This window comes from Acetobacter sp. KSO5 (genome assembly GCF_044094635.1).
Taxonomy (GTDB): Bacteria; Pseudomonadota; Alphaproteobacteria; order Acetobacterales; family Acetobacteraceae; genus Acetobacter; species Acetobacter cerevisiae.
In genome coordinates this window covers 2,132,347-2,158,644 of record NZ_CP172014.1, presented here as the reverse complement: position 1 = coordinate 2,158,644, position 26,298 = coordinate 2,132,347, and the positions used below count along the sequence as shown (strand labels likewise).

General features: G+C 52.5%; 22 protein-coding genes. 5 read left to right on the top strand and 17 right to left on the bottom strand.

Going from position 1 to position 26,298, the window contains the following annotated elements:
• Window positions 1-6: 6 nt before the first annotated feature.
• The 17 genes from ACHQGU_RS09695 to ACHQGU_RS09615 form a co-directional block, all read right to left on the bottom strand.
• Window positions 7-1,212, bottom strand: coding sequence for an OprO/OprP family phosphate-selective porin (locus ACHQGU_RS09695; RefSeq protein ID WP_395496418.1), 1,206 nt, complete (start codon window positions 1,210-1,212; stop codon window positions 7-9).
• A 32-nt stretch (window positions 1,213-1,244) separates the two neighbouring features.
• Window positions 1,245-2,837, bottom strand: coding sequence for a gamma-glutamyltransferase family protein (locus tag ACHQGU_RS09690; protein ID WP_395494898.1), 1,593 nt, complete (start codon window positions 2,835-2,837; stop codon window positions 1,245-1,247).
• Window positions 2,837-3,793: a bile acid:sodium symporter family protein gene (locus tag ACHQGU_RS09685; RefSeq protein ID WP_395494897.1), complete on the bottom strand. Its 957-nt coding sequence runs from the start codon at window positions 3,791-3,793 to the stop codon at window positions 2,837-2,839. Before ACHQGU_RS09685 ends, ACHQGU_RS09690 begins: the two co-directional genes overlap by 1 nt.
• Window positions 3,793-5,007 (bottom strand): oxalate/formate MFS antiporter, encoded by a 1,215-nt coding sequence (gene oxlT, locus ACHQGU_RS09680; RefSeq protein ID WP_395494896.1) that lies wholly within the window; start codon window positions 5,005-5,007, stop codon window positions 3,793-3,795. The genes ACHQGU_RS09685 and oxlT overlap by 1 nt, the downstream gene beginning before the upstream one ends.
• 47 nt (window positions 5,008-5,054) lie before the next feature.
• Window positions 5,055-6,452 carry a carbohydrate porin gene (locus ACHQGU_RS09675; protein WP_395494895.1) on the bottom strand — a complete coding sequence of 466 codons (1,398 nt, stop codon included), beginning with the start codon at window positions 6,450-6,452 and terminating at the stop codon, window positions 5,055-5,057.
• 194 nt (window positions 6,453-6,646) lie between these two features.
• Window positions 6,647-7,507, bottom strand: coding sequence for a LysR family transcriptional regulator (locus tag ACHQGU_RS09670; RefSeq protein WP_062274457.1), 861 nt, complete (start codon window positions 7,505-7,507; stop codon window positions 6,647-6,649).
• Between the two features lie 568 nt (window positions 7,508-8,075).
• Window positions 8,076-10,643, bottom strand: coding sequence for a TonB-dependent receptor plug domain-containing protein (locus ACHQGU_RS09665; RefSeq protein WP_395494894.1), 2,568 nt, complete (start codon window positions 10,641-10,643; stop codon window positions 8,076-8,078).
• Between the two features lie 615 nt (window positions 10,644-11,258).
• Window positions 11,259-11,702, bottom strand: a complete 444-nt coding sequence (locus ACHQGU_RS09660; RefSeq protein ID WP_395494893.1) for a VOC family protein — start codon at window positions 11,700-11,702, stop codon at window positions 11,259-11,261.
• Window positions 11,703-11,911: 209 nt separating this feature from the next.
• Window positions 11,912-13,216: an MFS transporter gene (locus tag ACHQGU_RS09655; RefSeq protein ID WP_253550678.1), complete on the bottom strand. Its 1,305-nt coding sequence runs from the start codon at window positions 13,214-13,216 to the stop codon at window positions 11,912-11,914.
• 72 nt (window positions 13,217-13,288) lie between these two features.
• Window positions 13,289-14,266, bottom strand: coding sequence for a hydroxyacid dehydrogenase (locus ACHQGU_RS09650; RefSeq protein ID WP_395494892.1), 978 nt, complete (start codon window positions 14,264-14,266; stop codon window positions 13,289-13,291).
• 64 nt (window positions 14,267-14,330) lie between these two features.
• On the bottom strand, window positions 14,331-14,738 hold the full coding sequence (locus ACHQGU_RS09645; RefSeq protein ID WP_395494891.1) for a hypothetical protein: 408 nt from the start codon (window positions 14,736-14,738) through the stop codon (window positions 14,331-14,333).
• Complete coding sequence (accC, locus tag ACHQGU_RS09640; protein ID WP_395494890.1) at window positions 14,735-16,081, bottom strand: acetyl-CoA carboxylase biotin carboxylase subunit; 1,347 nt, start codon at window positions 16,079-16,081, stop codon at window positions 14,735-14,737. Before accC ends, ACHQGU_RS09645 begins: the two co-directional genes overlap by 4 nt.
• The gene (locus ACHQGU_RS09635) at window positions 16,074-16,532 is read right to left on the bottom strand and encodes an acetyl-CoA carboxylase biotin carboxyl carrier protein (RefSeq protein WP_395494889.1); all 459 of its coding nucleotides are present in this window, start codon (window positions 16,530-16,532) and stop codon (window positions 16,074-16,076) included. The genes accC and ACHQGU_RS09635 overlap by 8 nt, the downstream gene beginning before the upstream one ends.
• Window positions 16,529-17,293 (bottom strand): LamB/YcsF family protein, encoded by a 765-nt coding sequence (locus ACHQGU_RS09630; RefSeq protein ID WP_395494888.1) that lies wholly within the window; start codon window positions 17,291-17,293, stop codon window positions 16,529-16,531. The genes ACHQGU_RS09635 and ACHQGU_RS09630 overlap by 4 nt, the downstream gene beginning before the upstream one ends.
• A 26-nt stretch (window positions 17,294-17,319) precedes the next feature.
• On the bottom strand, window positions 17,320-18,297 hold the full coding sequence (locus tag ACHQGU_RS09625; protein WP_395494887.1) for a biotin-dependent carboxyltransferase family protein: 978 nt from the start codon (window positions 18,295-18,297) through the stop codon (window positions 17,320-17,322).
• Window positions 18,294-18,890, bottom strand: coding sequence for a 5-oxoprolinase subunit PxpB (pxpB, locus tag ACHQGU_RS09620; protein ID WP_395496417.1), 597 nt, complete (start codon window positions 18,888-18,890; stop codon window positions 18,294-18,296). The genes ACHQGU_RS09625 and pxpB overlap by 4 nt, the downstream gene beginning before the upstream one ends.
• Window positions 18,891-18,938: 48 nt before the next feature.
• The gene (locus tag ACHQGU_RS09615) at window positions 18,939-20,195 is read right to left on the bottom strand and encodes an MFS transporter (protein ID WP_395494886.1); all 1,257 of its coding nucleotides are present in this window, start codon (window positions 20,193-20,195) and stop codon (window positions 18,939-18,941) included.
• A 315-nt stretch (window positions 20,196-20,510) separates the two neighbouring features.
• Between ACHQGU_RS09615 and ACHQGU_RS09610 the strand changes: the two genes are divergently transcribed.
• The 5 genes from ACHQGU_RS09610 (at window position 20,511) to ACHQGU_RS09590 (ending at window position 26,276) form a co-directional block, all read left to right on the top strand.
• Entirely contained in the window at window positions 20,511-21,374 is an 864-nt protein-coding gene (locus ACHQGU_RS09610) for a LysR family transcriptional regulator (RefSeq protein WP_395494885.1), read from the top strand.
• Window positions 21,375-21,420: 46 nt separating this feature from the next.
• Entirely contained in the window at window positions 21,421-22,683 is a 1,263-nt protein-coding gene (locus tag ACHQGU_RS09605) for a Zn-dependent hydrolase (RefSeq protein ID WP_395494884.1), read from the top strand.
• Between the two features lie 3 nt (window positions 22,684-22,686).
• Window positions 22,687-24,000 (top strand): CapA family protein, encoded by a 1,314-nt coding sequence (locus tag ACHQGU_RS09600; protein ID WP_395494883.1) that lies wholly within the window; start codon window positions 22,687-22,689, stop codon window positions 23,998-24,000.
• An 88-nt stretch (window positions 24,001-24,088) separates the two neighbouring features.
• Window positions 24,089-24,781 (top strand): fumarylacetoacetate hydrolase family protein, encoded by a 693-nt coding sequence (locus tag ACHQGU_RS09595; protein WP_395494882.1) that lies wholly within the window; start codon window positions 24,089-24,091, stop codon window positions 24,779-24,781.
• Between the two features lie 595 nt (window positions 24,782-25,376).
• Window positions 25,377-26,276: a MurR/RpiR family transcriptional regulator gene (locus tag ACHQGU_RS09590; protein ID WP_253559069.1), complete on the top strand. Its 900-nt coding sequence runs from the start codon at window positions 25,377-25,379 to the stop codon at window positions 26,274-26,276.
• Window positions 26,277-26,298: the final 22 nt, after the last annotated feature.

Genomic DNA, 26,298 nt, shown 5'->3' with positions numbered 1-26,298 from the left:
TATATTTTAGAATTTTATTTGGATCATGGAGAGAACAGCATGGAAATTTTCTGGAATACGGCCGCCTTTTATCGTGCCATATTCATATTGCAGAGCGACTTTTAAAATATCCATGGGCCACCAGTTCAGGTTGGCAGACCATGCTTTCTGCTGTCCCCCATCGACGGAAGCGGATCTCAGGTTGGCTTCTGAATATCGTGCTGACGCCTCGATAAGTCCTATACCATTGCAAAGGTAATTTTGATTTTTTGCGCATGTTGGAGAAGAAAAAGCCGCTGTCCGGGATTTCCAGCTGCGGGGCTTCCCGACCAATGTGTAGCTGGCCTGCGCATACCAGCCGGAAAAATGTAGTTTTTGAGACGTATTTTCTATCTCTTTATTCGCAATAATTTCATATGCCTCTCCCTGGAGCAGCAGGCGTTTCCAGGCGGCCGCAGCTTCCAGCCCAAAAGCCCCAACGCTCCTGAGGTTTATTTCACCTGTATTCAGATATTTGGAGGTCAGGCCAACATTCATTTCTGGATAGTCGGAAAACGTTGCCGCAGGTTCCTGTCCGCGACCATGTGCCACCTTGAAGACCCATTCTCCTGAAAACCCGACATGAAAAAACAGATCCCGTGTGCGGATCGGCACACCCACCAGCCGGAAGACAACAGCGCGCTGGTTTCCATTTTCTCCCGGACCAGCTGTTCCGGCGGTGCCAGAAATCGCCAGATGGTATCGTTTGCCATGGGCTTCTATCTGAACAGCCTGTCGCTCAATACCAGCAGCAATATTGCGGGTAATGGTGGAAATGCTGGAACGTTCAATAAAGGCCGTGTCGCCTTGTGCCTGCATGGATTCAAGGCCGAAGCTCGGTTTGAAAATGCCCACTGTGAACACAAAGGGTTTTATCCCGATATAGCTGATCTGACCTTCAAACAGACGCATCTGTCCACCGGGGGCTGGGCCGAAATCCCAGATGCCGCCCAGTTCAACCTGATTATGAATGGTAACGCGCGCACCATTTCGTATGCGTCCGCCTCGTGCCCCAACGCCCGGGGCAGGCTGGCTGGTCTGGGGAAACCCGCCGATATCCAGCTGGTCAGTGGCATAAGGTTTGATGGTGATACCATCAAACGTGAAAGTCGGGACCGTACCGGCAAACGCCGCTGGTGTGTAGGCCAGTGATACAGCCAGACAGCCGCAGGAGAAGCGCAGAGCGTATTGCAGCACAGCATTTATCCTGTTTTCAGAAATCATAATCAAAATGCAGCAACACAACCATCGCTTCTGGGGTCTGCGGCTCCTTCTATCATACCGTTGCCATGACGGACGAGAGCCCCGGCATGTCCCATCATTGAGGAGAAGGGCGGGACAAGTTCCACGTCATGTCCTGCCTGCCTCAACTGTTGTATGAGGGGCTCAGAAAAATTGCTTTCCATTTTGAGGGAGACGCTTTCTGCTCCCCATGTGCGGCCCAGCAGCCATCGTGGTGCAGTAACAGCCTGCTGGAGCGGAATACCATAGCGAGCATAACGCGTAAAAATGGCCGCCTGTGTTTGTGGTTGGCCTTCTCCCCCCATTGTGCCGTAAACCATGGTCCGCCCATCATCGAAGCGGGCCATGGCGGGGTTAAGGGTATGGAATGGTTTCCGTCCGGGTTTGAGCGTATTCCAGCCCTCGTCTGCCAGACGGAAGGATGAGCCGCGATTTTGCCAGATTAGCCCTGTTTCTGGCAGGAAAACGCCAGAGCCAAACTCAAAATAAAGACTTTGGATCATGCTGACAGTAACGCCATTTGAATCAATCGCCCCCATCCATGTGGTGTCTCCTTGCTGGGATGGGGCGGGCCAGGGCATGGCGCGTGTCATGTCGATACTGTCTGCAAGATTTTTAATTTCCGCTGTATCATTGAGGAAGCTCTGAGCACACGCCGTCATGTAGGCAGGGTCACCTACGTGCGCGTTCCGGAAAAGGAAAGCCTTTTTGGTCGCTTCAACCAGTCCATGAATATGGGAAAAACCTTCAGCTTCCAGTGCAGGAAGCTGGTCGAACAGTTTGAGAATAGCGAGCGACGCAACACCTTGTGTCGGGGGCGGTGTATTGTAAAGTTTTACCCCGTGAATGTCGGTTTGCAATGGCGCCGTAAGCGTCGCTTTGTAGCTTGCAAAGTCTTCAGCGCTCAGAGGACTTCCTGCCTGCTGGAGGTCATGCGCGAGGGCCTGCGCGGTGCGTCCAGTATAAAAGCTGTTCAGCCCATCTTCGGCCAGATGCTGCAAAGTCTGAGCTAATGCCGGGTTTCGCCGGATTTCTCCCTCACTAACGAGGCCGCCTCTTCCAGCATACGCAGCCATGAAAGCCTGATTGTGAGCCAGTTCGGCTTTCTTTTCACGGAGAAGTGCGGCTTCACTGTCTGAAACAGCATAACCTGCGTCAGCGTAGTAAATGGCGTCCTTGAGCAGTTCTGATAAAGAAAGACCAGGCTTGAGGGTCGCACTCTGACGCAGGGCTTCCTGCCAGCCGGAAACAGTACCAGCCATACTGTTGGCGGCAAGGCCTCCGCGCCATGGAATTTCAGTATGCCCAGCGTCCTGATAAAGAGCGAGGCTGGCTTTGGCAGCCGCAGCGCCACAGGCATCGATAACGCAGGTGCGGCCATCCAGATAGGAAATCAGCCAGAAAGCATCCCCGCCAAGTCCTGTCATATGCGGATAGACGGCGGAAAGAGTGGCCGCCGTCGCTACCACGGCCTCCAGCGCTGTGCCGCCCTTTTTCAGAATATCAAGACCAGCCTGACTTGCGAGATGATGCGGGGAGGTCACCATTCCGCGCGTAGCATGAAATGTATGCAGCATTAGACGTCCGAAGAATGTTTGGTGTGATAATGGCGCGCAATGAGTGTGCAGAGAAAGAGCTGAATCTGATGATACAGGATCAGCGGTAGAATAATGAAACCTGCGATAGAGGCAGGGAACAGGACGTTTGCCATAGGCACGCCCGAGGCAAGTGATTTTTTGGAGCCGCACAGAATGAGGGAGACTTCATCGCGGGAAGGAAAACCGCAGGCTTTTCCCAGAAGCTGTGTGATCAGCAATACAAGCAGCAAGATTCCGACATCTATGGCCACCAGAGAGATAATGCTCTGCAAATCTAGTTGAGACCAGATGCCTTCCACCACGGCATGACTGAACGCTGTATACACGACAAGCAGGATAGAAGAGCGGTCTGTTATGGAAATGATCTTTTTGTTGCGGTGTGCCCATTTGTGCAAAACGGGTTGCAGGAGTTGGCCCGCCACAAAAGGAAGCAGAAGTTGCACGGCAATATCAGTTATGGCCTGGGCAGACCACACGCCCTGCGTATGCAGAACCACCGAAACAAGAACAGGTGTGATGAAGATGCCTGCAATGTTGGAGAGAGTTGCCGCGCAGATGGAGGCTGCGACATTCCCGTTGGCAAGGGACGTCAAGGCTATAGAGGACTGAACCGTAGAGGGCAGGCAGCACAGAAACAGCACACCCAGCCATGTATTGCTGTCCAGAAGCCCCGGTGCCAAAGCATGAAGTGCTACCCCCAACAGGGGGAAAAGCAGGAAGGTGCATGCCAGCACCAGCCCCTGCAATTTCCAGTTCCGCATGTTTTCCAGAATGGCGCGCCGTTCAAGCTTGATACCTTGCATGAAGAACATGACCATGATGCAGGCATCGGTCACATATTCCAGAATGAGAGTGGCATTTCCTTTACAGGGAAAGACTGTTGCCAGAAGAACGGCGCAAATAAGGGCTGTCAGAAACGGGTCGATTTTACGCATCAGGATGCACGCTGCATAAAACGGCGGCGCATGGGGCGCAGAACGGCAAGAGCCAGAATGGCTGTCAGCAGATCACCCCCAATGGCCAGTGCAAAGACCGGGTGCCAGTTGCCACTGGCCTGATGCAGCCACGCGGCCAGTGGGCCGCCAAAGACAGCTCCTACGCCTTGTGCCATATAGAGCAGTCCGTAATTACGGGAGGCATCACGTGTGCCGAACGTATCCGTGAGTGTCGCGGGGAAAAGCGAGAAAATTTCGCCCCAGCCGAGGAAAACGATGCCGGAAAGCAGCACAAAAGCGACAGGGTGATTGGCCAGAGCGAGCCAGCATGTCAGGGCCACTGCTTCAAGAGAGAACGCGAAAGCCATAGTCTGCTCACGCCCCAGATGATCGGAAACCCAGCCAAACAACGGGCGTGTGACACCATTCGCAATACGGTCAAGCGTCATGGCCAGCGGGAGGGCGGCCATGCCCAGAATAGTAAGGTGTGCTACGCCAAAATCTGTAGCAATCTGGGCGAGTTGAGAGGTGACCATCAGACCTGATGTCGCCATGGTCGCCATCATAAAAAACATTAGCCAGAAGAGTGGGGTTTTTACGACATCAGAGGTCAGATATCCCGTGCTTGCCGAAGAAGGATCGGCTGTGACGTCATTTTCCGGTGTTTTCAGGAAACAGGCTGCGACAACGCCTACGACGGCCATGATGATGCCAAACACCGTCATGGTATTCCGCCAGTCAGAGGCAGCCAGCAGGTGAGAGATGGGAAATGTGGTGAGCATGGCCCCCATGCCATAGCCTGCCGCAGCAGCCCCGGCTGCCATACCGCGGTTTTTAGGAAACCACTGCATGAGGAGCGAGACGACGCCCACATAGACAATACCCGTACCAATGCCTCCCAGGCCACCGTAGGTCAGGTAGAGCATGGTGAGAGAATGGACCTGCGCTGAGGCAACCCAGCTGAAGCCGGTCAGAACAATGCCCGCAATAATAAGGTTCCGCGGCAGGACATGGCGCGCAATCCAGCCCTGGATGGGCGAAAACAGGGTTTGCAGTACAATCAGCAGTGAGAAAGTAACCTGCAAGGCTGCGGCGCTGGCGCTAAAATCTGTTTTCAGAATGGGCGTAAACAGGGTCCACACATATTGCGGGGAGGAAATGGCTCCCATGCAGATCAGACCGGCTATCATCTGGCGCCATTTTGCTGCGATCATCTTCTGTATCCTTTGTGGAAATTGCCGCGTAGCTCGGTCATTGCGGGCTAGTTACGTGTGCGATGCAGGGTGGGGAGGCCAAAGGCCGGACTGAACTGCACGTTGATCATGATGCCTGCCTGTACCGCAGTGTTCAGGTTGGGCAGAATGGTCTTGCGTCCCAACTGATCCGGGTTCCAGATATATTCAAAATAGGGCGTGCACATAACGCCAGGGGCAATGTTCAGACCATAGTTCACTTCCACCATGGTTTCCTGTTTTGCCCATCTGGCATGGTGACCATGCGCGGCGAGAGTATCGTTCATGCCTTCAACAAATCGGTGGTCCCAGATAAAGCTTTGACCAACCAGACCAAAATAATCACGAGGGCGGCTGGCAAATGGCCCCCAGTCAAACAGACCCGCGACGAAACCATCTTTGATGGCGGCATTCCCTGATGTCATGAGATTGGCTGCGCCAAACAGGATCAGACCTCGGGTTCCATGTTCATCAGGTTTCCAGATCATCTGCTGCCCCTGAAGGTAGAGCTGCGTGCGACCGCGACGGTTCATGGCCGTTCCTCCATAAAGAGGGCGGGACTGGCCATGGTTATTGTAGAGAGGGTCAGAATAACTGGCGGTATCGTAAACAAACCCGAGATCATAAGCGCGGGGATAGAGATCATTGGTGAAGTTTGTGCGGTAGCCGGCCTCAGTCGGGATATATTCGCCCTCAGCTTTATCAAAACCCCAGTCCGGGCCGGGCCAGCTATTATGGTTGCTGGCTTTCAGCCAGGGCTCGGCTTCCCATATTCCTGTCTTGATGTAGGTTTTTTCCGTGGGTTTATACAGGAAACGTGCGCCCCAAGAGGATGTGACAAAGGACGGCATGGAGCCGTTAACCGTGAGGGTGGTTGGCACAGAGCAGAGGAAAGACGGGAACATGCAGTAGAGTTCAGACCCGTCAAACTCGCCACCTTTAGGCATGGAACGGCCTGCCAGAATAAAGAGACGGTTGTTAAAAAGAGCCTGATCCCACGTAAATTCTCTCACCTGAAAACCATTGTGATTTCCGTAATAGGAAACAAATCCCCAACTGGAACCGGTCGCACCGCCTGCGCGCCCCTGACCGGCAACATCATCTGCCAGGAAATGGATTTTTGCGCCTGGGATATGTGCAATGCGCTGCATATCCAGATCCAGCCCAATCCCTGCAAAATTATTGAAAAATGAGCCGTGTTTTATGCCCCCAGCAGGAACACCGGAATATTCGGAAACATTCCAGCCTGTAATATAAACACCATTTTTGGCTAAATATTTTCCGGCAGACATGACCGGCTGGGTGTGCATGGAAAAGAGGTAGGGCTGCGGCGCAGTTGAGTGAGCACTATTGGCAGATGGTGCGGATGGTATACCGCCCGGTGTGTTGATGGACGGGACATACGCAGGCACGGAAGGATCCGTCATGCTGCGTGCCTGTCCATAATCCGAATTTTTTCCGTGTACAACGACGTTAGGGGCTGGTGTAGCGTCGTTTTCAGCAAAAGCGGAAGAGGGGGCTTCCGTCTGAAGAACAACACCAAAGAGGGGTAAGCCAAAACAAAACGGGCGGAGGATTTTCTTGAGCAGGATCATGGCGGGCCTGTTTGTCTGTGCTGATCTCAGCCTGGAAAGGCATCTTTCGTTGCCTGGATCAGCATATTTTCAAGGGAACTGAACTCTTGTTTGTTGTTCAGTGCGACGAAACCAACAGGCAGTGCTTCTGGTAAGTCTGGCATAACGATGGGAGAGGCAAGGGCACTCCGCTGGAGAAAGCCGGGTTGCAGTGTGCAGCCATAACCTGCTTTGACGGCTCCAAGCAGAGCACTGAGGCTGTCGCTACAAAATGCAATATGCCAACGGATTTTGTGTCGATTAAGGGTTTCGAGTGCTATGCGGCGCGTAACACTTCCTTCTGGAAAAACCACAAGAGGTATGGATTTTTCCTTATCGAGGGTTTCTTCGGGATGCATGTACCATTTCAGAGTTTCCTGCCAGAGCAAGGTGCCATGCGTTTCGTGTGGGGCTTGCATCCCAAACATGAGGTCAATGTCCCCAGTTGCAAGGCGATCGCGTAATTGGTGGCTTAACCCCGTAATGAGACTGACCTGAGTTTTGTTGTTCTGTTTTCTAAAATTTCTTAGCAATAAAGGGAGATCTGAAAGAATAAGATCTTCTGTTAACCCCAGTCTTATTTGTGTCTGTGTTTCGAGTTTTTCTGAAAGCTGGAAAATTCTGTCATGAGACTGAAGGGCATCTTGTGCCAGACGGATGAGAGCATGACCCGAACTGGTGAGTTCGACCACTTTGGTTGAGCGCGAAAGAAGAGAGATGCCAAGCGCTTCTTCCAGCCGGCTGATGTGCAGGCTTATGGTCGACTGGCTAACCCCCCGGCGATGGGCCGCAGATGTAAAGTGAAGCGTCTCCGCAACAGCCAGAAAAGACCGAAGATGTTGTAGATCTAGATTAGATTTATCGAGCATATAGATAAACACCGAAACGGAATCGCTATATCCGATTGATGCGATATGGATATGAAATCGTCAAGGAAAACGATGCGATAAAGAAATGGGAGGGGTGTAAAAAATACTTAATGTCGTTTCGGTGTTATGACAGGGATATGGGAGTTTAATAACGCTGCCGTTGTGGTTTATTTGTGAGGTTGGACTTATTATTTGTATACAAGATTGAATCTAAATCAGTATGGATTGAGAAAATGAGTCTTAGTATAATGCTGAGAGTGAAAAAGTAATTCACGTAACGCAAAATGTGCGGACGTGTTTCTCCGCTGCGTTCTTTATATCAATGAACCAAAGTCCGTATTGCTGCGACAAGTGGTAATGCAAACATTGTAGCTGCACCGGAATTATGTCCGCACAGCTCAAGGAGTGGCGGCGGATCGTACTCCTCTACGATAGATCTTTGGTAATTCTTTTCTTGGCTACAGAGTTCACACACACCGTCTTGTTCTGGCAATGAGGCGCAGGTGAATAAGAAAACCGGTGGAGGAAAATCCTGCCACCGGTAGTTAAGTGTAATATGGTATGTGTTTTAAAAATTAAGTGATGTATTCACGTAATACATGCCACCAAAATATCCATATGGAGAAGAGGTGGGGTATTTGAACAGGTTATTGTTCGATGCGGCAGCGGCAGCCTTGACCCGGCTTGGATATTTGTTGCCAAGGTTATCGGCCCCAACCGCAACGCGCCATTTGGGCGTAATCTTATAGCCAACTTCCAGGTTCGTTATAAAGGAGGGCTGGATGTCGGTCCAGAGACTGGTGGGCAGATTGGGGGCAGCAATAAAGACGCTGGAACCATAACGCATTTCCTCAACCGACACAGACCATTTCCCTTTAGTCCAGTTTACGCTCAGGGTCTCCCTGTTTTTGGGGCTGGAATGAATCAGTTCTGCTATAGCATAGGCATTGTAGGAAGATAATCCGTTGGACTGGAGAACAGAAGGGGTCTTGTTAAAGCTGCGGACTTCGTTGTCTGAGAAGTTGACGCTGAAGGCAAACCGGAATGCACCATACAGCTTGGTTTTGAGTGTATAATCTGTCGAAAGGTCACCGCCCCATGTGTTGGTGTTGACGGGGTTTGTATAATAGGAAGCGTAAGTGGCGTTGCCCATGCCATAGGCTGCCAGCGTTTGGGCAACAAAGTTGCCGCCCAGCGTGGTTGTGCTGGCAAGACGGTCATTGATGGCAATGTAGTACAGATTACCCGTTACGTGCCAGTCATCCAGAGGCGTTGCATCAATCCCGATGGTGTAGCTGCGAGAATATTCTCCCTTGAGCTTGCCCGCACCCAGCCCTTGCGCGGCTCCGCTGTTATTGGGCAGGGACAGTGTGGAATAGGTCGCCTGTGGAGAATTGTAGTAATAATAGGTCTGGCCAAGGGTTGGTGGCCGGAAGCCAGTGTTGATATTGGCGCGGATAGCCCACCGCTTATTGAAGTTGTAGCGCGTTCCAACAGAGCCGGTCGAGACAACAGGATAGTTGTGATACGCAACCGTGCGGCCGCCAAACGTCCACTCCCATTTGGGCGTGACGTAAAAGTCCAAATTGACGTGTCCGTCAAAAACGTCGCGTGTGTATTTTCCGGCAACATAGGCGGGGTTGCCGGCATGGGTTGCAGCACCAGGCGCCGCGGTTTTTCCTGCGTCGGGACCTGTCAGGATGGGCACGTCTCCAGCGGCGTAAGAGGCGTATTCACCCGCGCCAAGTCCGAAGGTATCGCGCCGGTATTCTGCGCCGAATTCCAGCCCAACTGGCTTGGGCAGGAAGCCGACATTGATATTGCGTGAAGCCTTGAAACCCGCAGTCAATTCGCTTGATGTGGCGGAGCCGGTATGAAAGCGTGTCTGGCTTGCCGTGCCGTAGGAAGCATTGTCCGTATCCTTCAGGTCGTAGGACTGCATGTCCTTTCCGTAGTTGACGTAAGTATCCCAGGCAAAGCCAAGATTATGCCCCTTGAAGCCGTTATCAACTTCGAGGTCATTTTGTTCCATCAGATAGTAAGGCTGCATGCCATTCGGCCACAGGGCCGTTACCGTCAGGTCATCTGCTGCGGAGCGGTATGCCTGTCCTACGCTGACATTACGGTGGCCATAGGTGGACGTGGAATAGACATTGATTCTGTCTGTGATCGGAACACTCATGTTGGCAGACAGGGTTTCTGTAGTCTTCTTTGGCAAGCCGTTCGAGCGTTGTACGTCGCGACTGCGGTTGGAGCGTGGGTCTGTGCTGCCATCTGGCAGAGCGTAGTACATGTCGTTCGGGTAACGGCTGGTGTTCTTGTAATCACCGTTGCGGAATGCAGGCAACTGGTGGACAATCTGGGCGGCAAGGTCCAGATATCCTCCCCGATGGCCCAGGGCAAACGCCATATTTGCCGTGCCATCAATGCTTTGTCCGTCTCCACCATAAAAGCCGCTGTTCTTGAAATTGACAGATCCTCCGTGGCGGTCTGATTTGAGAACAATATTGACCGCGCCTGCCAGAGCATCCTGCCCATACAGGGCAGTCGCGCCTTCGGTAATGACCTCAACATGATCAATGGCACTCATCGGGATAAGGCCGATGTCAGCCGGTTCCGTGCCCCAGTTCGGGCCAGCATTTGCGTTGAAGTTTGCTCCGATATGCCGACGGTGGCCGTTGATAAGAATGAGAGTCTGGTCGGCGGAAAGGCCGCGAAGCTGCATTGTCTGCGTAAAGGCATTCCCGCCGATCCCCGGCACGGCAGGGGATGTAATGGCTGGCGAAAGCTGCGCCAGCGCCTGCATGACGTTGCTCTGCCCGGTTTCGGCCAGCGCCGTGCCGCTGATGACGGTAACCGGTGTTGTGCTATGCAGGGGGGTGGAGGGGGAGGTTGCCGACCTTCCGATGAAACGAGTGGCGGCCACCATCACCTCTTCGCTGGAGCGACTGTTCACGCTGCGATGTGAGGACGCCTTGCCTGTCGTGACAGATGCCGGTTTTGCCGCTGATTTTGCAAGAGATGAGGAGGCTGAATTTTTTGCAACTGTCTTGTTATGATAGGTATTTTTCTTGATGTTGCCTGCCGTGGTTGCGGCCGTAGCGCACTGTGTTGAAAAAACTGTGATGAACGCCACGGCGTTGATCCACAATTTTTTATCGATTGGGAGGGCCTTTTGTCGCATCAAACATACTCCATGGCTAAACAAGACACCGCGTAACTGCGACGGGAAACAACCGAGAACCTGGTCCAGCTCGACGAAAGGTGAGAACTGGATAAACCGTTACGATAGCAATGTTTTAGGGAAGCTGATCTTGCCCACAGATGAGTATGAATATCTCTCTGTATATAGGCTGATCTCGTTTCCCGACAATATCGTTTCGGAATAATAATATTATTGGTGGACAAATTCGGAAAACGATATTTTTTGAGCCCAAGAGATTATTTTTTTGTGCCTTGAAGAAAGAGATGATCAATATCGTGCGTGCTTTTGACGGAGAGAAAGGCTCGGCTGTGAGCGTTATGGTGTTTAACTAATTGATTTTTCTGTATTGTTTTTGGCTTCCTCGTTGTACTCTCCATTGTGAAGAGCGTTATTTCGGAAGCAAACCTCGAGAACGAGGATCATTATTCATGACAGGGGAATTGATATTTTTTATGAAAATACAGTTTGAACGGCAGGCTAACTAGTTTTTAATACTAATTTTCCTGCCTTTTTTGCTGAGTGGAGCAGAGAGCAGAAAATCCGCTCTTATTTTGCAAACAGACTTTTCAGGTCAGCAAATGCCTTGATTTCGATAGCATTGCCAAAAGGATCATGGAAAAACATCGTTGCCTGCTCGCCAGGGAGGCCCTTGAAGCGAATATAGGGCTCAATTACAAATTCTGTTCCTGCAGCCTTGAGCTTTTTGGCCAGATCTTCCCATTGAGTCATGTTCAGAACAACGCCAAAATGCGGAATCGGCACGGCATGATCATCTACACTGCTCAGGTGAAGCCTGTTGTGTGAGCAATCAGCCATATGCGCCACGATCTGATGACCAAAGAAGTCAAAATCGATCCATTCGGAGGAACTGCGTCCTTCGCCGCATCCCATCGTGTCACCATAAAATGCCCGTGCTTTTTCCAGATCATCGACTGGGAAGGCAAGATGAAAAGGCGGAATAGGTTGTTGTGTTGTTTCTAAGGCCGACATCTATTTTACACTCCTCATGGAAGCGTAAAATAGTAAAGAAGGAAAACTATTATGAAAAATGATCTTTTTTAAGGCTAAGATCAAAAAATACCGCAGATTGATGGCTTTCTTAAAAGACTCCTCCTGTGTGAATGGGGGCTCTGTAGCATAGGTGGATGCGCTTTCTTCTGGCTGTGCCTGGACTACCTTCTGCGCGGGCAGGGAGCCGACTATTTTTGTCGTATTCTGCAAAAACTTGTCATGGACGCCACGAAAGCTATCGCCATCGCCATGATCAGACAGATTTGTGCGGCATGAACGGTCTGCAGGCGGTACACCAGCGCAACAGCTGTTGCTCCAAGCGTTTGGCCGGACAAACGTGACAAGGACACCACGCCGCTTGCGCCGCCTTCGCGCCCTTTGGGTGCAGCACTCATGATGATGCGATTATTGGGAGGTTGGAATACACCCGAACCCATGCCAGCTAGAAAGATGCAGGCAGCAATGGAGAAATTGTCTGCTGTAAGCGGTCGTGACAACAAAAATGCAAAACCGCTGGCCATAATCAGTAGTCCGAACGATGCCAGGACTGTGCTGGAAAACCTGTCTGCCATCCTGCCGGAGACGGGGGAGGCGAGAACGACGCCAATAGGCCATGCCGTTATGAGCAGGCCAGAGACGACGGATGAGCGCCCAAAGTCTTCTTGCAATGTGAAAGATATGGAGATCAGGAAAAAATTCGAGGCGATAAAGCTCAGAATTGCCACGAAGCTTGCCTGCATCATGACGGGGCGGGAGAGCAGATCGGCAGGGAAGAGGGGAGCCTCAACTTTGTTCTGTTGTCCCCATAACAGGATGATAAGGACGGACCCGCCGCATAACAGCGCGCTTCCCGGCAGGATGTGCTGCCCGTGCGCGCACATATTCAATCCGATCACAAGGCAACCTAAGGCGGCAATCGTAAGCAGGGCATGCAGGAGATTAAATGTTTGAGTGTAATGCTGCGCCTTTGGCAAGGCCACTATACCGAGAAGCAATGCCATTCCCCCGAGGGGAATATTGATCCAGAAAATCCAGTGCCAGTTGGCAACAGCAAGAATGAAGGCACCCAGACTAGGCCCGGCAGCCACGCCGAGCCCGATCATCAGACCATTCAGGCCAATGCCTTTGCCAAGTTCTGCCGTGGGATAAACCAGACGAACCAGAGCCAGATTGACGCTCATGATGCATGCTCCGCCCAGGCCTTGCAGGGCGCGTGCAAACATCATGAACGGAAGAGACGAGGCAACCGCGCACAGAATGGAGGCCAGCAGAAAGACGATAATGCCAATTTCGCACATACGCGCATAGCCAATGCGTCCGCCAAGTGCGGAAAAGGGCAGAAGGGTTACCAGGGACGCAAACTGGTAGGCATTCACAATCCATATCGACCCTGCGGGCGAGACGCCCAGATCCTGCGCCATGACCGGGAGCGCAATATTGGCTGATGAATAATCCAGAATGGACAGCAGGATGGACAGTGTAATGGCAGTCATGGCCCACAGTCGCATTCGCCCATAAAGGCCGCCCTCAGGGAACGCGGAAGTTGAGTGTGTCATGAATAAAGACTATTGCCGCACGCCAGGCTGAGGGTATTCCGGCGGTAGAACCAGATGATCAGGTTTTTTCCCTAACGAAGCATCCAGCACCTGATGAGCGCAGATCAGAGCCAACCGCTGAAGAGCTTCCTGCGTTGTTCCGCCAAGATGTGGGGTCAGAATCAGCGATGGTGCCTGGAGCAAGGGAGTATCTGTGGGAGGTGGTTCCTGCTGGAACACATCCAGAGCGGCACCATGCAGGCGCTTTTCTTGTAGTGCATGAGCCAGATCGTCACTGTCCACGGCAAATCCGCGTCCTACGTTGATGAGAATGGCATGTGGCCGCATGAGTGCCAGCGTGGAAGCCTGAATGAGAGGATTATCTGTTGGCTTGCCTGAACGATGAACAGAGACCACATCCGCATTTTCTAAAAGTTCTTCCAGATAAAGGGCTTGTTCCACGCCATGTTCTGCAAATACCGCAGCGGGCACGCTAGGAGACCAGGAAATCAGACGCATGCCGAGACCCTTGCCTGCAATGGTAGCTACTTTTTGGGCTATGGCGCCAAATCCAATCAGCCCCAGTGTCTTACCATGCAGTTCCAGACCTTGGGCCGCATAGCGAAAGGACCAGCGGCCCTCCCTTACGGCGTGATCTGCTTCGCAAATTCTTCTCGCGCTTGCCAGCATGAGTCCCACCGTCAGTTCCGCAACAGATTGACTGTTGGCACCGGGAGTGTTGGTTACCAGAACGCCTCGTTCATAGGCTGCGTCAACATCAATCCTGTTGGTTCCTGCTCCGTGGCAGCAGATGATCTTCAGGTTCGGAGCTGCTTGAATAGCTTGCTTGTCGAACCCCAGATCCCGGGTGATGACTGCATCCGCAGTGCCGATCTCCTGAATGACGGTCTGCATGTCCGGTTTGGTAGCATAGCGCGTTTTGACGCCATGGCTGTTCAGGAACGCAATCGCTGCTTCATGCACAGGCTGGGTGATAAAACATTCCACCGGGGATGGTCCTCTTATGCGCTGTATGACTTCATCTCGGGGTAAATCGAGAGGTAAATACGGTTCAATCCGGCTGGATACGGAAGACAGGCTGATGGTACCCAACCACAGAATTAACTGGTACAAGGCAGAGCATGATAGTGCCTGAAACGGGGGCTTCCAGCGCCAGACGTAGCGGGCCGACATCGACAAAACCTAAAATGGTCTTCTCGGCAACATGGAGACCTTCCTCCACCACCGCTTCTGCAAATATCCCCATTTCCGGGCTGAGTGCGTCAACCGTCTGGACAATGACGTCCGCTGCAGGTGCTGCATAATGCAGGGTTTCACTGCTTTTTTGTGGAGCCAGTTCAAGCTTCAGTTGTGCCTGTCCCAGCGGTACATCGCAAAAGACCATGCCGTGTTGGCGCATGCGCGGCACAAGGCTCGTGAGTATATCAACCAGCTGATTTTCATCACGGGGTATGGTCATTTCATCAGTCCTTGATCAAGAGAATGAACGGTGACCGTACCATCAAGAAATGCATCTGCCTGAAGAACCCGCTGCTGCAACGGAATAGTGGTGCTGATGCCGCCAATATGCGTTTCATCCAGTGCGGCACGCATGCGTTCAATGGCGTCTTCTCTGGTGTTTCCATGCACAATCAGTTTGGCGATCAGGGAGTCATAATAAGGCGGCACGACGTAGGATTCATAAATATGGCTATCCATGCGCACGCCGGGGCCGCCAGCAGGCCACCATTGTGTAATCTTACCGGGGTGAGGCAGGAACGTATCCGGATTTTCTGCATTGATCCGGCACTCTATGGCATGTCCTGCGCACTTAATATCAGCCTGAGTAAAGGAAAGGGGGTGGCCTAACGCAACAGCAATCTGCTCCCGCACAATATCGATCCCACTCGTCATTTCCGTTACCGGATGCTCAACCTGCAAGCGGGTGTTCATTTCAATAAAACAGAACTGGCCATCTTCGTACAGAAACTCGAAAGTGCCCACGCCGACATAACCTATCTGCTGGCAGGCCTTTGCGCATTGGGCCCCAAGCGTGGCAAGATCATGCGCGGGAATGCCCGCCGGGGGAGCTTCTTCGACCAGCTTCTGATGCCGTCTCTGCACGGAGCAGTCCCGTCCACCCAGCCAGACCGCGTTCCCGTGGTGATCGGCCGCAATCTGGATTTCAATATGCCGAGGGGATTTTAAAAAGCGTTCTGCGTAAACATCCTGTTTCCCAAATGCCAGATGGCTTTCCTGACGGGCATTGGATACAGCATTTGCCACATCTTTAGATGTTTCAACAATACGCATGCCCCGGCCACCGCCACCGGCAGAGGCTTTAACGATCAAAGGATAGCCGATGGCATCGCAAATGCGTTGTGTGTCCGGCATATTTTCGGGAAGAGCGCCATCGGAACCAGGCAGGCAGGGCACGCCTGCAGCAACCATTTCCTGCTTTGCGCTGATCTTGTCCCCCATCAGCCGCATGACCTGCGCAGACGGACCAATAAAGATGAGTCCGGCTTGCTCTACGGCTTCTGCAAAGGCAGCGTTTTCAGACAGGAAGCCATAGCCGGGGTGGACCATATCCGCGCTACATAACCGGGCAGCGCGGAGGATACGCTCCTGATCCAAATAGCTTTGTGCGGCACTGGCTGGGCCAATGCACACCTTGGTATCCACGCATGCCAGATGAGCCAGACCGGCATCTGCCTCGGAATAGACGCCGATAGTCTCTAGTCCCATCAGGCCGCAGGCCCGTGTAATGCGCAAGGCGATTTCGCCCCTGTTGGCGATCAGGATGCGCATGGGTTTAGTCATCCAGTTTCTCCACGCTAAAAAGTGGCATGCCCGGCTCTACGGGCGTGGCGTCTTTCACCAGAATCGAAAGAATGCGGCAGCGGTAATCAGCTTCCAGGCGCGTCAGTGTTTTCATGGCTTCCAGAACACCAATGGGCTGCCCTTCCTCCACCACGTCGCCAGGTTGTACATAGGGATCTTCTCCGGGGGAGGGCGCGATGTAGAACACGCCATGCATGGATGCCAGAAGCTGGCTGGAGGGAGCAGCATCAGGTGCAGGCAATGGCGTAGCAGAAGCTCCCTCGCTCAGAGCCAGCTGGTCCGATTGGGAAGGTTCTGGAGCGCGCAGGACCAGATGCGTGCCATCGGGGGCAGTATAGTCCAGCAGACGCACGCCAAGTTGCTGCATGCAGGACATGAGCGCCGTCAGTTGCTCCATGTCTATCGGGCCAGATGGGGCTGGGCCTTTCATATGAAAGCCTTCAGGGTTACGCCAGCGCCTTCCAGACGAGTGCGTATGGTGCGGGCAATTGCAACAGATTCTGCATTATCGCCATGTACACAGATTGTATCCATCTGGGTTGGAAGCATTTTGCCTGAGCGGGTTTCAATAGCGCCTGCCTTGACCATTCTTATGACGCGGTCCGAAACAAAATCCACATCATGCAACACGGCTCCCGGCTCCTTACGAGAGACAAGGTGCCCTTCTTCCGTGTAGGCGCGGTCTGCAAAAATTTCCGTGTAAACGGTCATGCCCCGCTCACGTCCCAGCCGCTCCAGCTCTCCAAAGGCTCCAGCGACAAGAGCCAGAGACGGATCAACCGCTTCAATAGCGTTCAGCACCGCTGTTGCAACTTCGGCATCGCGTTCGGCCAGATTTCCCATAGCGCCATGTGTTTTGACATAGGTTATGGGGTGGCCAGCATAGGCTGACATGGCCTGGGCCGCGCCAATCTGGTAAGCCGTTAGCCGTTCTGTTTCCCCTGCTGAAAAGGGAATCAGTCTGCGACCAAAGCCCCACAGGTCCGGGTAGCCCGGGTGGGCACCAACGGTCACATTTTTTTCGCGAGCAATTTGGAACGTCTGAGCCATGACTTCCGGGTCACCACCATGAAAACCGCAAGCCACGTTTGCAGATGTGACGATATTCAGCATCGCACTATCATCACCGATGCTATAGTGGCCAAAGCTTTCGCCCAGATCAGCATTCATATCAATTGTTGCTTTTGTCATGGCTATGCCTCCAGAAAGGTTTGAAACTATTGAGTTAAGATATGGGGTTTTGTCGCAGCAATTTGTGCCGCCAGCATACGCAGGTTCTTGCGGTGCGCTCTGGCCTGCGCCAGAGCCTGTTCCTGATTGATCATGCGGAAACTTATGCTGGCACCCGGTGGCATTTGTGAAAGAATCCCGAGCTCCGGTTCAACAATAATTCCTATTTTGGGGTATCCGCCGCATGTGTTGGCGTCTGCCATCTGGATGATGGGTTGACCGGATGGAGGGACCTGCACTGTTCCGGGCAGGAGGCCGTGCGACAGCAGGCTCAACGGTTGCCGGGTCTGCAAGGCCATTGTGCCTTCCAGTCTGTATCCTACCCTGTTGGCGTGTGTGGTAATGCGCCAGGGTTGCTCTACCAGGCACGCTTGCGCCTGCTCTGTAAACTCAGAATATTCCGCAGCAGGTAACAGATGCAGTTCCACACCGTCTTTGTCGGGTAGTAGAGGTAGCGCGGAAAGACCCATGCCGCTGGGCGGGAGGGGGAGGAGGCTCCCTGTTCCGCAAGGCAGAAGATCGCCTTTTTGCAGGCCGCGCCCTTCAAAACCGCCAAATCCCCCTTTGATGTCGGTAGCACGGCCACCAAGCACAATGGGCACGTCCACGCCGCCTGAAACAGCCAGATAGGAACGCATGCCCTTTTCTGGCGCTTCCATGATCAGTGTCTGTCCAGCGCGTGCGTTCATGCTCCAACAGGAAGGCATGGGGGCTGAATCAAGCCTGACCTTGGCAGGCGCGCCGGTAATGGCAAAAACACATTCCTTGCGAAATCTGATTTTGAAAGGAAAGAACACAATTTCCAGCCCGGCTGAGTCTTCTGTGTTTCCAACCAGAATATTGCCGAGAGCCAGGGCATCGCGGTCCATGGCGCCCCCTCGGGACACTCCAAAGGATACGGCTCTGGGGCGGCCCAGATCCTGCACGGTATTCAGCGGGGCATTGGTAAGAACTTCCAGCATCATGCGCTCGCAAAACGGACGATATCGCCTGCTCTTAGCAGGCAGGGATCTTCTGCCGTTGCATCGAACAGGGCAGAGCAATGAGCTTTTCCCAGAATATGCCAGCCAGACGGTCCATTGCTGGGTGTGACTGCAGTAAATTCACCTCCAAGGCAGACGGATTTTTGCTCCACGACAAGACGGGGAGAGGCCCTGCGGGCAATGCATAACTGGCGCGGCAGGCCTGTCAGGTAGCCAAAACCGGGAGAGTATCCAACCATCGCCACCCGATAGAGAGCGCCTGTGTGCAGGGCAACAACCTCGCTTTCTGAAAGGCCGGCTGTTTGCGCGACAAAGGGAAGATCCTCTCCACCCGCTCCACCATATGTTACAGGTATGACGTGCTCCCGGGGAGTGATTTGGGCTGAAACCGTTTGTTCCCATGCGGCATGTAGCATGGGGCGTATTGTTGCTGCGTCATGCTTTTCGCAGTCAAACACAACCAGAAGATTATTGGCTCCCAGAATAACGGTCTGAATTTCAGACCGATCAGAAAGGAGTTTCTCCAAACTCCATATTCTGCCTTGTATATCGTTGCGGAATGCCCCCTCAGACATGTCCAGCAGGAAAGCATCCACTCCAGCACAACTGATGCGCATGACCAATTATCCTTTTGCAACAGCGTGGAGTTTTATGGATGAACGTGGAAGCGTCAGGACTGCCCCCGCTCCAACCAGAACCAGAGCCGCCACCATATAGAATACGTATTCAAAACTTCCTGTGAACTGAAGGATATAACCGGTTATGACCGGAGCCAGAATGCCTGTGCCGTTGCTGAAGGTCAGCACAAGGCCATTGGCTGCGCCCAGCGCATCCTGCTCTACCAGAAGGTCTGCCAGCAATGCCATGTTGGCACCGCTACCTGCAGTAACGAACCCCATGCTCAGGACAAGGCAGGCCATGGAGAATGGCACTGACTGGATAAATGGCAGAACGCCAAGAGTGGCTACCATGGACAGATATAGAGCGACTACACGCTTCCTGCGGGCCGGATCGTGTGCATGGGAACTGTGCAGGCTCTCTCCAATTCGGCCTGCCACCAGAGAAATAACAACGGCCCCCGCATAACAATATGCGGTGTGGACACTGGCATCAAAGACAGAGAGGTTCATTCGCTGTCTGAGAATGACTGGCAGCCACGACATCATAAGAAAATTGGCATAGTTCACGCAACATTGGGCAACAACCACGCCCCAGAAGGAGCGGGATGCGAAAAAGGGGGCGACGGAAAAACGCGTTCTGTTCAAAGGCGCGTGACCTTTTGCCGCTTGAGCAGGATAAAGGAAGTACCACACCAGACACCACACAAAGCCGACGCCAGCCAGCACATCAAAGGCCGTTCGCCAGCCATTATGCGCCACCATGTAACCAGCAATAATGGCGCCAGATGCAAGTCCGATGGAAATGCCGCTAGTGAACAGGGTCATCATCAACCCACGCTGCCGGGGAGATGACCATAGGCGCATGACTTTGGCACCCAAAGCAAAGGTGGGAGCTTCTCCTGCTCCAAGCACGACGCGAGAGAGCAGAAAGGCCGGGAGAGTCAGGGCCAGACTGCCCTGCACCATGGCGGCAGACCACACGCCAACAGCCAGAATCCCAACAAGGCGCGGCCCCAGTCTGTCCAGCAGAAGGGAGGAGGGCAGGTTAAGGAAAAAATAGGACCAGAGGAAACTGGACAGAACCCACCCAGCCTGGCTGGGGTTCAGGTCAAAGTCCCGCACAATATCGGGTAGTGCGACGGAAAGTGCGGCCCTGTCTCCGTAACAGATCACGCACATCGTGATTGTGGCTGCGCAGATCGCAATCCGTCGCCATCCCATGCACTCCGAATCTGGGGATAGGGACGAGGAAAGAATCACGTTCTGATTTTCCTTTTGCATCAATATTCCGGCGTTCTGGCTGGAATGGATGGATGGCACGCGCGCGCTTGCCCACAAGCAGATTCTGGCATGATTTCAAGATTGCGCGGCATTGCGTTCTCTCCTGGAAAAATGGGCTATCGGACCTTTGGTTTGGTATGTTTGTTTTTTAACTTCCCCTTAATATAAGGGGGATTTTTGTTCTCCTGCCTTTCTCCGAAATCTCTTGCATTCCCTTTAATTTCGATTATAGAACAAAAAAGAGCAACAAAAATATCGATAATTTTTGCCTCTGAGGCACAAAAAAAGTGTTGTATGATGATAACGGAACTGCGCACATTCTTGGTTGCGGCTCAGCTTGAAAGTTTCGCGGCTACGGCTGAAAAAGTCGGTTTGACTCAATCGGCTGTCAGTGCGCAGATCAAGCGGCTGGAGCTGGAATTCGGCTATGCCTTGTTTGAGAGAACAGGGCGCGCGGTGCATCTGAGCAAGGCCGGACTGATTGCGGTGGACCGTGCGGCCGAAATTATTGTGCTGTTCGACCGCATGCGTGACATCCCTAGAGACAACACAATCAGCGGCACCATCAAGGTAGGGGTCATTTCTACGGCATATACGGCGCTTTTGGCGCCCGCCATGGCCGGATTCCTAAGAATTTTTTCCGATGTCCTGCTGTCGGTCAGCGTCGATGTTTCTCTTGCCCTCTTGCAAAAACTTGAGGCAAAAGAAATAGATATGGCGATCATGGTAAAGCCGCCATTCAGCCTTATCCCTCATATGGAATGGGTGCCGCTTGTAACGCAGCGTTATGTGCTGGTGATGCACGAAAGTATTGAGAAACAGGAATGGAAGACCATTCTCGGCCAGAATCCCTTTATCCGGTATGATAGTCGCTCGTTTGGTGGCAGTAGCATTAGCAGTTTCTTGAAAATGCACAGTATGGCGCCGCATGATATTACCGAGACGGAAGAAATCAGCCTTATTCTTGATATGGTTTCCAAGAATATTGGAGTCGCCATTATTCCTTCATGTCAGATAATAAACAAATACAACAATATACAGTGTCTCGAGATTCCCGAGTTTACTCAAAAAAGAGAAATCGGTGTCATGGCTTTTAGCAGCAAGAGAAAAGTCTCTGTTGGAAAGTTTATCTCGTTCCTTTCAGATCAATACACCTGACGCGTTTCCTTCCTTCAACATCCAGAACAAAGAGTCTTGTCGGATAATGAGTGTAACCTCTTTTCATCAGGCATTTGGGCAGAAACTGTTTGATGCCCTGTATGCCATGAGCTTTGACGGCCTGGGCATGACGCGCCCGTCCTTTAGCGAAAAAGAAAACGAAGCCCATGCAATGCTCTGCAAGATTGCTGAGGACCATGGGCTGGAAATTCATCGCGACTGGGCCTGTAACTTGTTTCTGACGCTGCCGGGGCGCGACCGGAGCAAGCCTGTCGTCATGACTGGCTCACACATGGATACGGTCCCGTCAGGTGGGAATTATGATGGCGCGGCGGGGGTTGTGGCAGGCCTGTCTGTTTTATGCCGCTGGGCAAAGGAAGGCTTTGTTCCCGAAAGGGATGCAACCGTGATAGCGATCCGTGCGGAAGAGAGCGTCTGGTTTCCCGTTTCCTACATTGGCAGCAGAACGGCTTTTGATCTGCTGACGGAAGAGGATCTGCAGGCCCGACGTTCCGATACGGGGCGCACATTAGCCGAACATATGGTGGAATGTGGTGGCAACCCGCAATGGCCCCATACGGATATTTTGAAGCCAGAAACTATAGATTGTTTTCTGGAGTTGCACATAGAGCAAGGGCCGGTCCTGCCCAGCAACAATGCTGTTATTGGGGTGGTTTCCGGCATTTGTGGCAGCATGCGTTACCGGCAGGGCAACATCTTTGGGCAATATGCGCATTCAGGCGCGACGCCTCGCCAGTTTCGGGCTGATGCAGTGGTGGCTATGGCGGACCTTGTGACCACCTTGCAATCTTACTGGGAAACACAGGAAAGCGAAGGCAAGGCTTTTACCCTGACCTTTGGGGTCTGCCACACCGATGCGCAGCAGGCCAACTTCAGTGCTGTGGCTGGTAAGGTCTCGTTTGCGCTTGATGTCAGGTCGCAGGATACCGCGTTACTGGAAGAGGTGGATCAGCACATCCAGCATGTCGCGCAAGAGGTTGCAAAGCGGCATAATGTCACAATCGATCTGGGCGAGCGGACCGGAAGCGCGCCCGCCCGTATGGATGCGGAACTACAGAGCATGGCGCTTGGTCTCTGCCGGTCTCTGAATATTCCAGCCATTACCATGGCCAGTGGCGCAGGCCACGATGCCGCAACCTTTGCCAACCGACATGTCCCGACAGAAATGCTGTTTGTGCGAAATGAAAACGGTAGCCACAATCCCTATGAGCATCTCGAAATGACTGATTTTGCTGCGGCGGCCACGGTTCTGGATGGCGTTCTCAAACTTCGTGCAGAAAGGATCTGACTCATGCGTTTAGCTTTAACCGGTGATTCCATTCTTTTTCGCCGCCTGAACAGTCTGCAAGATACCGATATTGCGCCACTGTTTGATCTGATCCGCGAGTGTGACGTCAGTTTTACCAATCTGGAATTTGTTGCGAACGATTTTGAGGGAGATCCTGCTCTGGATCATGGTGGCACGCATTTTGGTGCGCCCTGCTGGGTGCTGGATGAACTGAATGATGCCGGGTTCAATCTGTATGCGGCAGCAACCAACCATAGTCTGGATTATAGCATTTCGGGTCTGCGGAAGATGATGCAGGCTCTGAATGAGCGGGAGATGGTTTACGCAGGTATTGGTGTCAATCTGGAGGAAGCCCGCAGGCCCGCTTACACGACAACACCAGCAGGTACGGTAGCGCTGCTGTCCTGCGCTTCTACCTTTGCTCGTGGGCAGGAGGCGGCAGCCCAGACGGGCCTCATGGCAGGTCGGCCGGGCGTTAATCCCCTGCATTTCCGCAAGACCTATCAGGTCACGCCGGAAGAAATGTCGCAAATCCGGGAAATTTACGGGCGTCTCGGACTGCAGGACATTCTGGACGAAAAGATCCGGCAGGGCTTTTCCTTCCATCCCCCTAAAGGCACTCTGCCGTTTGATGGATTACAATTTACAACGGGTGAACAGACGCGCATGCAAACGCATGCAAATCAGCAGGATATTGCCGATATTGTAAAATGGGTTGAGGAAGCAAAGCTTGTTTCTGATGTGGTCATGGTCAGCATCCATGCGCATGAGAGCGATTACAATGCCGACGCAGTTCCCGACATTGAAGTTCCTGCATCCTTTTTGCGTGAATTTACACATACAGTGGTCGATGCGGGCGCGTCAGTTGTTGTCTGCCATGGTCCGCATCTTCTGCGCGGGATAGAGACTTACAAAAAATCTGTTATTTTCCATGGGATGGGTAATTTTATTGGTCAGAACGAACTGGTGTCGCGTCTGCCTATGGATTCATATACGGCATTTCGCTACACGCCGGAGATGACGCCACATCGCCTTTACAAAGGCCGAAGCGAGAATGATACAAAAGGCTTCCCATCGGATCAGAGATTCTGGGACAGCATGCTCCCAGTCTGTCATTTTGAAGACGGCACTCTGAAAGCTGTAGATATTCATCCTGTCACGCTGGGTTTAGGACTGTCGGCACATAAGCGCGGCGTGCCGTATCTGGCAAAAGAGGATGATAACATGCGCATCCAGGCAAAAATCCGGGATCTTTCCATGCCATATGGTACGTCTTTTGGGGCTCAGGGTGACCATATGACACTGAAATTTGATTGATGAAGGGTTATGGGGGTCACTTATCGAACAGCGGCCCCCAGCGTATTGTTCTGGCAGTATTTCCTAACCTGGCCCCGGAGCGCGTTTCATGACTGAAAGTTTTTCCTTTTTGTTCCCGCCTGCAATTCCGACACTGCCAATAGACGGTCTGGACGCAAGGTTTCCTGTTGGGCGCATCTGGTGCGTTGGTCGCAACTATGCGGAACATAGTCGTGAAATGGGGAGTGATCCCGAGCGTGAGCCACCATTTTTTTTCACCAAACCGGCTGATAGTATTACAACACTTTCCGTGCTGCCCTTTCCGCCCCAGACACGGAAATTTCATTATGAAGCCGAACTGGTTGTTGCGCTCAATGCAGGCGGAGCTAATCTTACGCCAGAGGAAGGCTCTCAACTCATTTATGGTTATGCAGTGGGACTGGATATGACCCGGCGTGACATGCAGGAAGAAGCTAAGAAGCACAGGCGTCCATGGAGTCTTGCCAAGGGTTTTGACAACGCCTGTCCGATTTCCGCTATCCGACCGGCTACTCAGGTAGAAGGCCTGGATCAGAGTATTCTTAGCCTCAAGGTCAATGGCGTCTTGCGGCAGGCTGGTCGCATAAGTGATTTGATATGGTCCATACCGGAAATGATCTCTGCGCTATCCCATAGTGTGACCCTGCGTGCGGGTGATCTGATCATGACTGGCACGCCTGCTGGTGTCGGTTCAGTTGACGTGCATGATGTATTGGAAGCCAGTTGTGATAATGTTGCTCAACTGACAATCCGGTATGAGTAGTATTAAAAGCAATCTGATTTTTCTATTTATGAAAATGAGGCGCAATGGCGGAGTATTCTCTCTGAGCTCGAGCCCCTTGATGGCGGTCGGTGCAGCTTTTTTCCGTTTGATGAAACCTGGTGTATGAGAAGCCTGATGGCCTAGCCGAATTTCGGACCGCTTCAGGCACACCAGATACGCTGTCTAGATATCTGGCAGGCCAGATGAAACAATCATATCAGTGGCCCTTCATGTGAAGATAGCGTTCCCTACATCAAGGTTTGAGAATTCTTTCAATCAAAAATTCTAAAATCTTAAGATTATATAATAAAAAATATATCTTGCCCCTGAAAGGCCTCATCATGGTTTAGGAGACAGAGACGCAGTCTAATCATAACGACTGTTTACTACAAGGTGGTAGGATGACATGAATATGTCGTTTTATTGTGTAGAATCAATCGTTGGTTAGCTAGAAAATATTATGCTGCTACGTTGTCTTTGCTGGAAAGAATGGCATTGCGATCCGGAGGGTGAAAGAGGCACGGGAGCCTTATCTCGCGCATAATCAGAACCATCGGTTGGAGTTACGTCTTTTGGAATGGATAGTCGGGAAAGAATGAAGGTATCGGAAAAGAAGCAGGCAGCGACCGTAGGGGAACCTCCCTCCACGTATGAAGAGTTAATCCGTGTCATTCATGACCGATATGCTGATTTGAGTAAGTCATATCAGAAAATTGCTTTATATATTACGCAAAACCCGAATGATATTGCGGTTGATTCGGTTCATGTTCTGGCCGAAAAATGTGGTGTTCATGCCTCGGGGTGTGTCCGTTTTGCCCAATCCCTGGGCTATAAAGGCTTCAAGGATCTTCAGGCCATCTTCAGGCATCGTCTTTCTACGGCGGCGCTGGGGTTCAACGCGCGTGTCAGGGCGTTGGAAGACGAGCTGGATACCTGCGAAGATCGCACCGAGATGGGTTTTCTGCAGGATCTGATCGGGCGCGATATCTCCTCATTGCAGGAATTGTTGGCAAATATTGGCCCTGAGCAGATTGTGCAGGCTGTCGACCTTATGGAGCAGGCCGATACGATCTACCTGATAGGCCAGTTACGTTCCGCTCCTGTGGTCGAGCTTCTGCGTTACACGCTGACAATGCTGGGGAAGCGGACAGTGCTGCTGGACAGTGCGGGGGGGCTTGCTACCCATATGGCCAAGGCTATTCGTAACTCTGACCTGCTGTTCGCAGTTTCTTTCCGCTTCTATGCCAGCGAAGTTGTCAATATCATGGAGGAAACCGCCGCACGAGGTGTCCCGGTCGTGGCGATCAGCGATAGCACTCTTTCCCCGCTGGGGCGGAGTGCGAGCGTGCTGTTTTGCGTGCCAGAGCATGAATATACTTTTTCACGCTCGCTGGCCGCTCCGATGTGCTTAACGCAGGCATTGGTTGTAGCTTTGGCGTCGCGCTTACAAAACAACCCCAGCAAGCCCCGGATACCTGTCGCTACACAGAAATAGCGACAGGATGCGCACGGAGCTG

Coding starts and splice junctions, on each gene's coding strand:
- ACHQGU_RS09645 (WP_395494891.1), bottom strand. CDS start 14,738: ATGACCATACCCCGTGATGAAAATCAGCTGGTTGATATACTCACGAGC.
- ACHQGU_RS09660 (WP_395494893.1), bottom strand. CDS start 11,702: ATGTCGGCCTTAGAAACAACACAACAACCTATTCCGCCTTTTCATCTT.
- ACHQGU_RS09685 (WP_395494897.1), bottom strand. CDS start 3,793: ATGCGTAAAATCGACCCGTTTCTGACAGCCCTTATTTGCGCCGTTCTT.
- ACHQGU_RS09595 (WP_395494882.1), top strand. CDS start 24,089: ATGACTGAAAGTTTTTCCTTTTTGTTCCCGCCTGCAATTCCGACACTG.
- accC (WP_395494890.1), bottom strand. CDS start 16,081: ATGACTAAACCCATGCGCATCCTGATCGCCAACAGGGGCGAAATCGCC.
- ACHQGU_RS09655 (WP_253550678.1), bottom strand. CDS start 13,216: ATGACTGCCATTACACTGTCCATCCTGCTGTCCATTCTGGATTATTCA.
- ACHQGU_RS09600 (WP_395494883.1), top strand. CDS start 22,687: ATGCGTTTAGCTTTAACCGGTGATTCCATTCTTTTTCGCCGCCTGAAC.
- ACHQGU_RS09690 (WP_395494898.1), bottom strand. CDS start 2,837: ATGCTGCATACATTTCATGCTACGCGCGGAATGGTGACCTCCCCGCAT.
- ACHQGU_RS09675 (WP_395494895.1), bottom strand. CDS start 6,452: ATGACGGATCCTTCCGTGCCTGCGTATGTCCCGTCCATCAACACACCG.
- ACHQGU_RS09590 (WP_253559069.1), top strand. CDS start 25,377: ATGAAGGTATCGGAAAAGAAGCAGGCAGCGACCGTAGGGGAACCTCCC.
- oxlT (WP_395494896.1), bottom strand. CDS start 5,007: ATGATCGCAGCAAAATGGCGCCAGATGATAGCCGGTCTGATCTGCATG.
- ACHQGU_RS09670 (WP_062274457.1), bottom strand. CDS start 7,507: ATGCTCGATAAATCTAATCTAGATCTACAACATCTTCGGTCTTTTCTG.
- ACHQGU_RS09630 (WP_395494888.1), bottom strand. CDS start 17,293: ATGACAAAAGCAACAATTGATATGAATGCTGATCTGGGCGAAAGCTTT.
- pxpB (WP_395496417.1), bottom strand. CDS start 18,890: ATGTCTGAGGGGGCATTCCGCAACGATATACAAGGCAGAATATGGAGT.
- ACHQGU_RS09635 (WP_395494889.1), bottom strand. CDS start 16,532: ATGAAAGGCCCAGCCCCATCTGGCCCGATAGACATGGAGCAACTGACG.
- ACHQGU_RS09610 (WP_395494885.1), top strand. CDS start 20,511: ATGATGATAACGGAACTGCGCACATTCTTGGTTGCGGCTCAGCTTGAA.
- ACHQGU_RS09625 (WP_395494887.1), bottom strand. CDS start 18,297: ATGATGCTGGAAGTTCTTACCAATGCCCCGCTGAATACCGTGCAGGAT.
- ACHQGU_RS09605 (WP_395494884.1), top strand. CDS start 21,421: ATGAGTGTAACCTCTTTTCATCAGGCATTTGGGCAGAAACTGTTTGAT.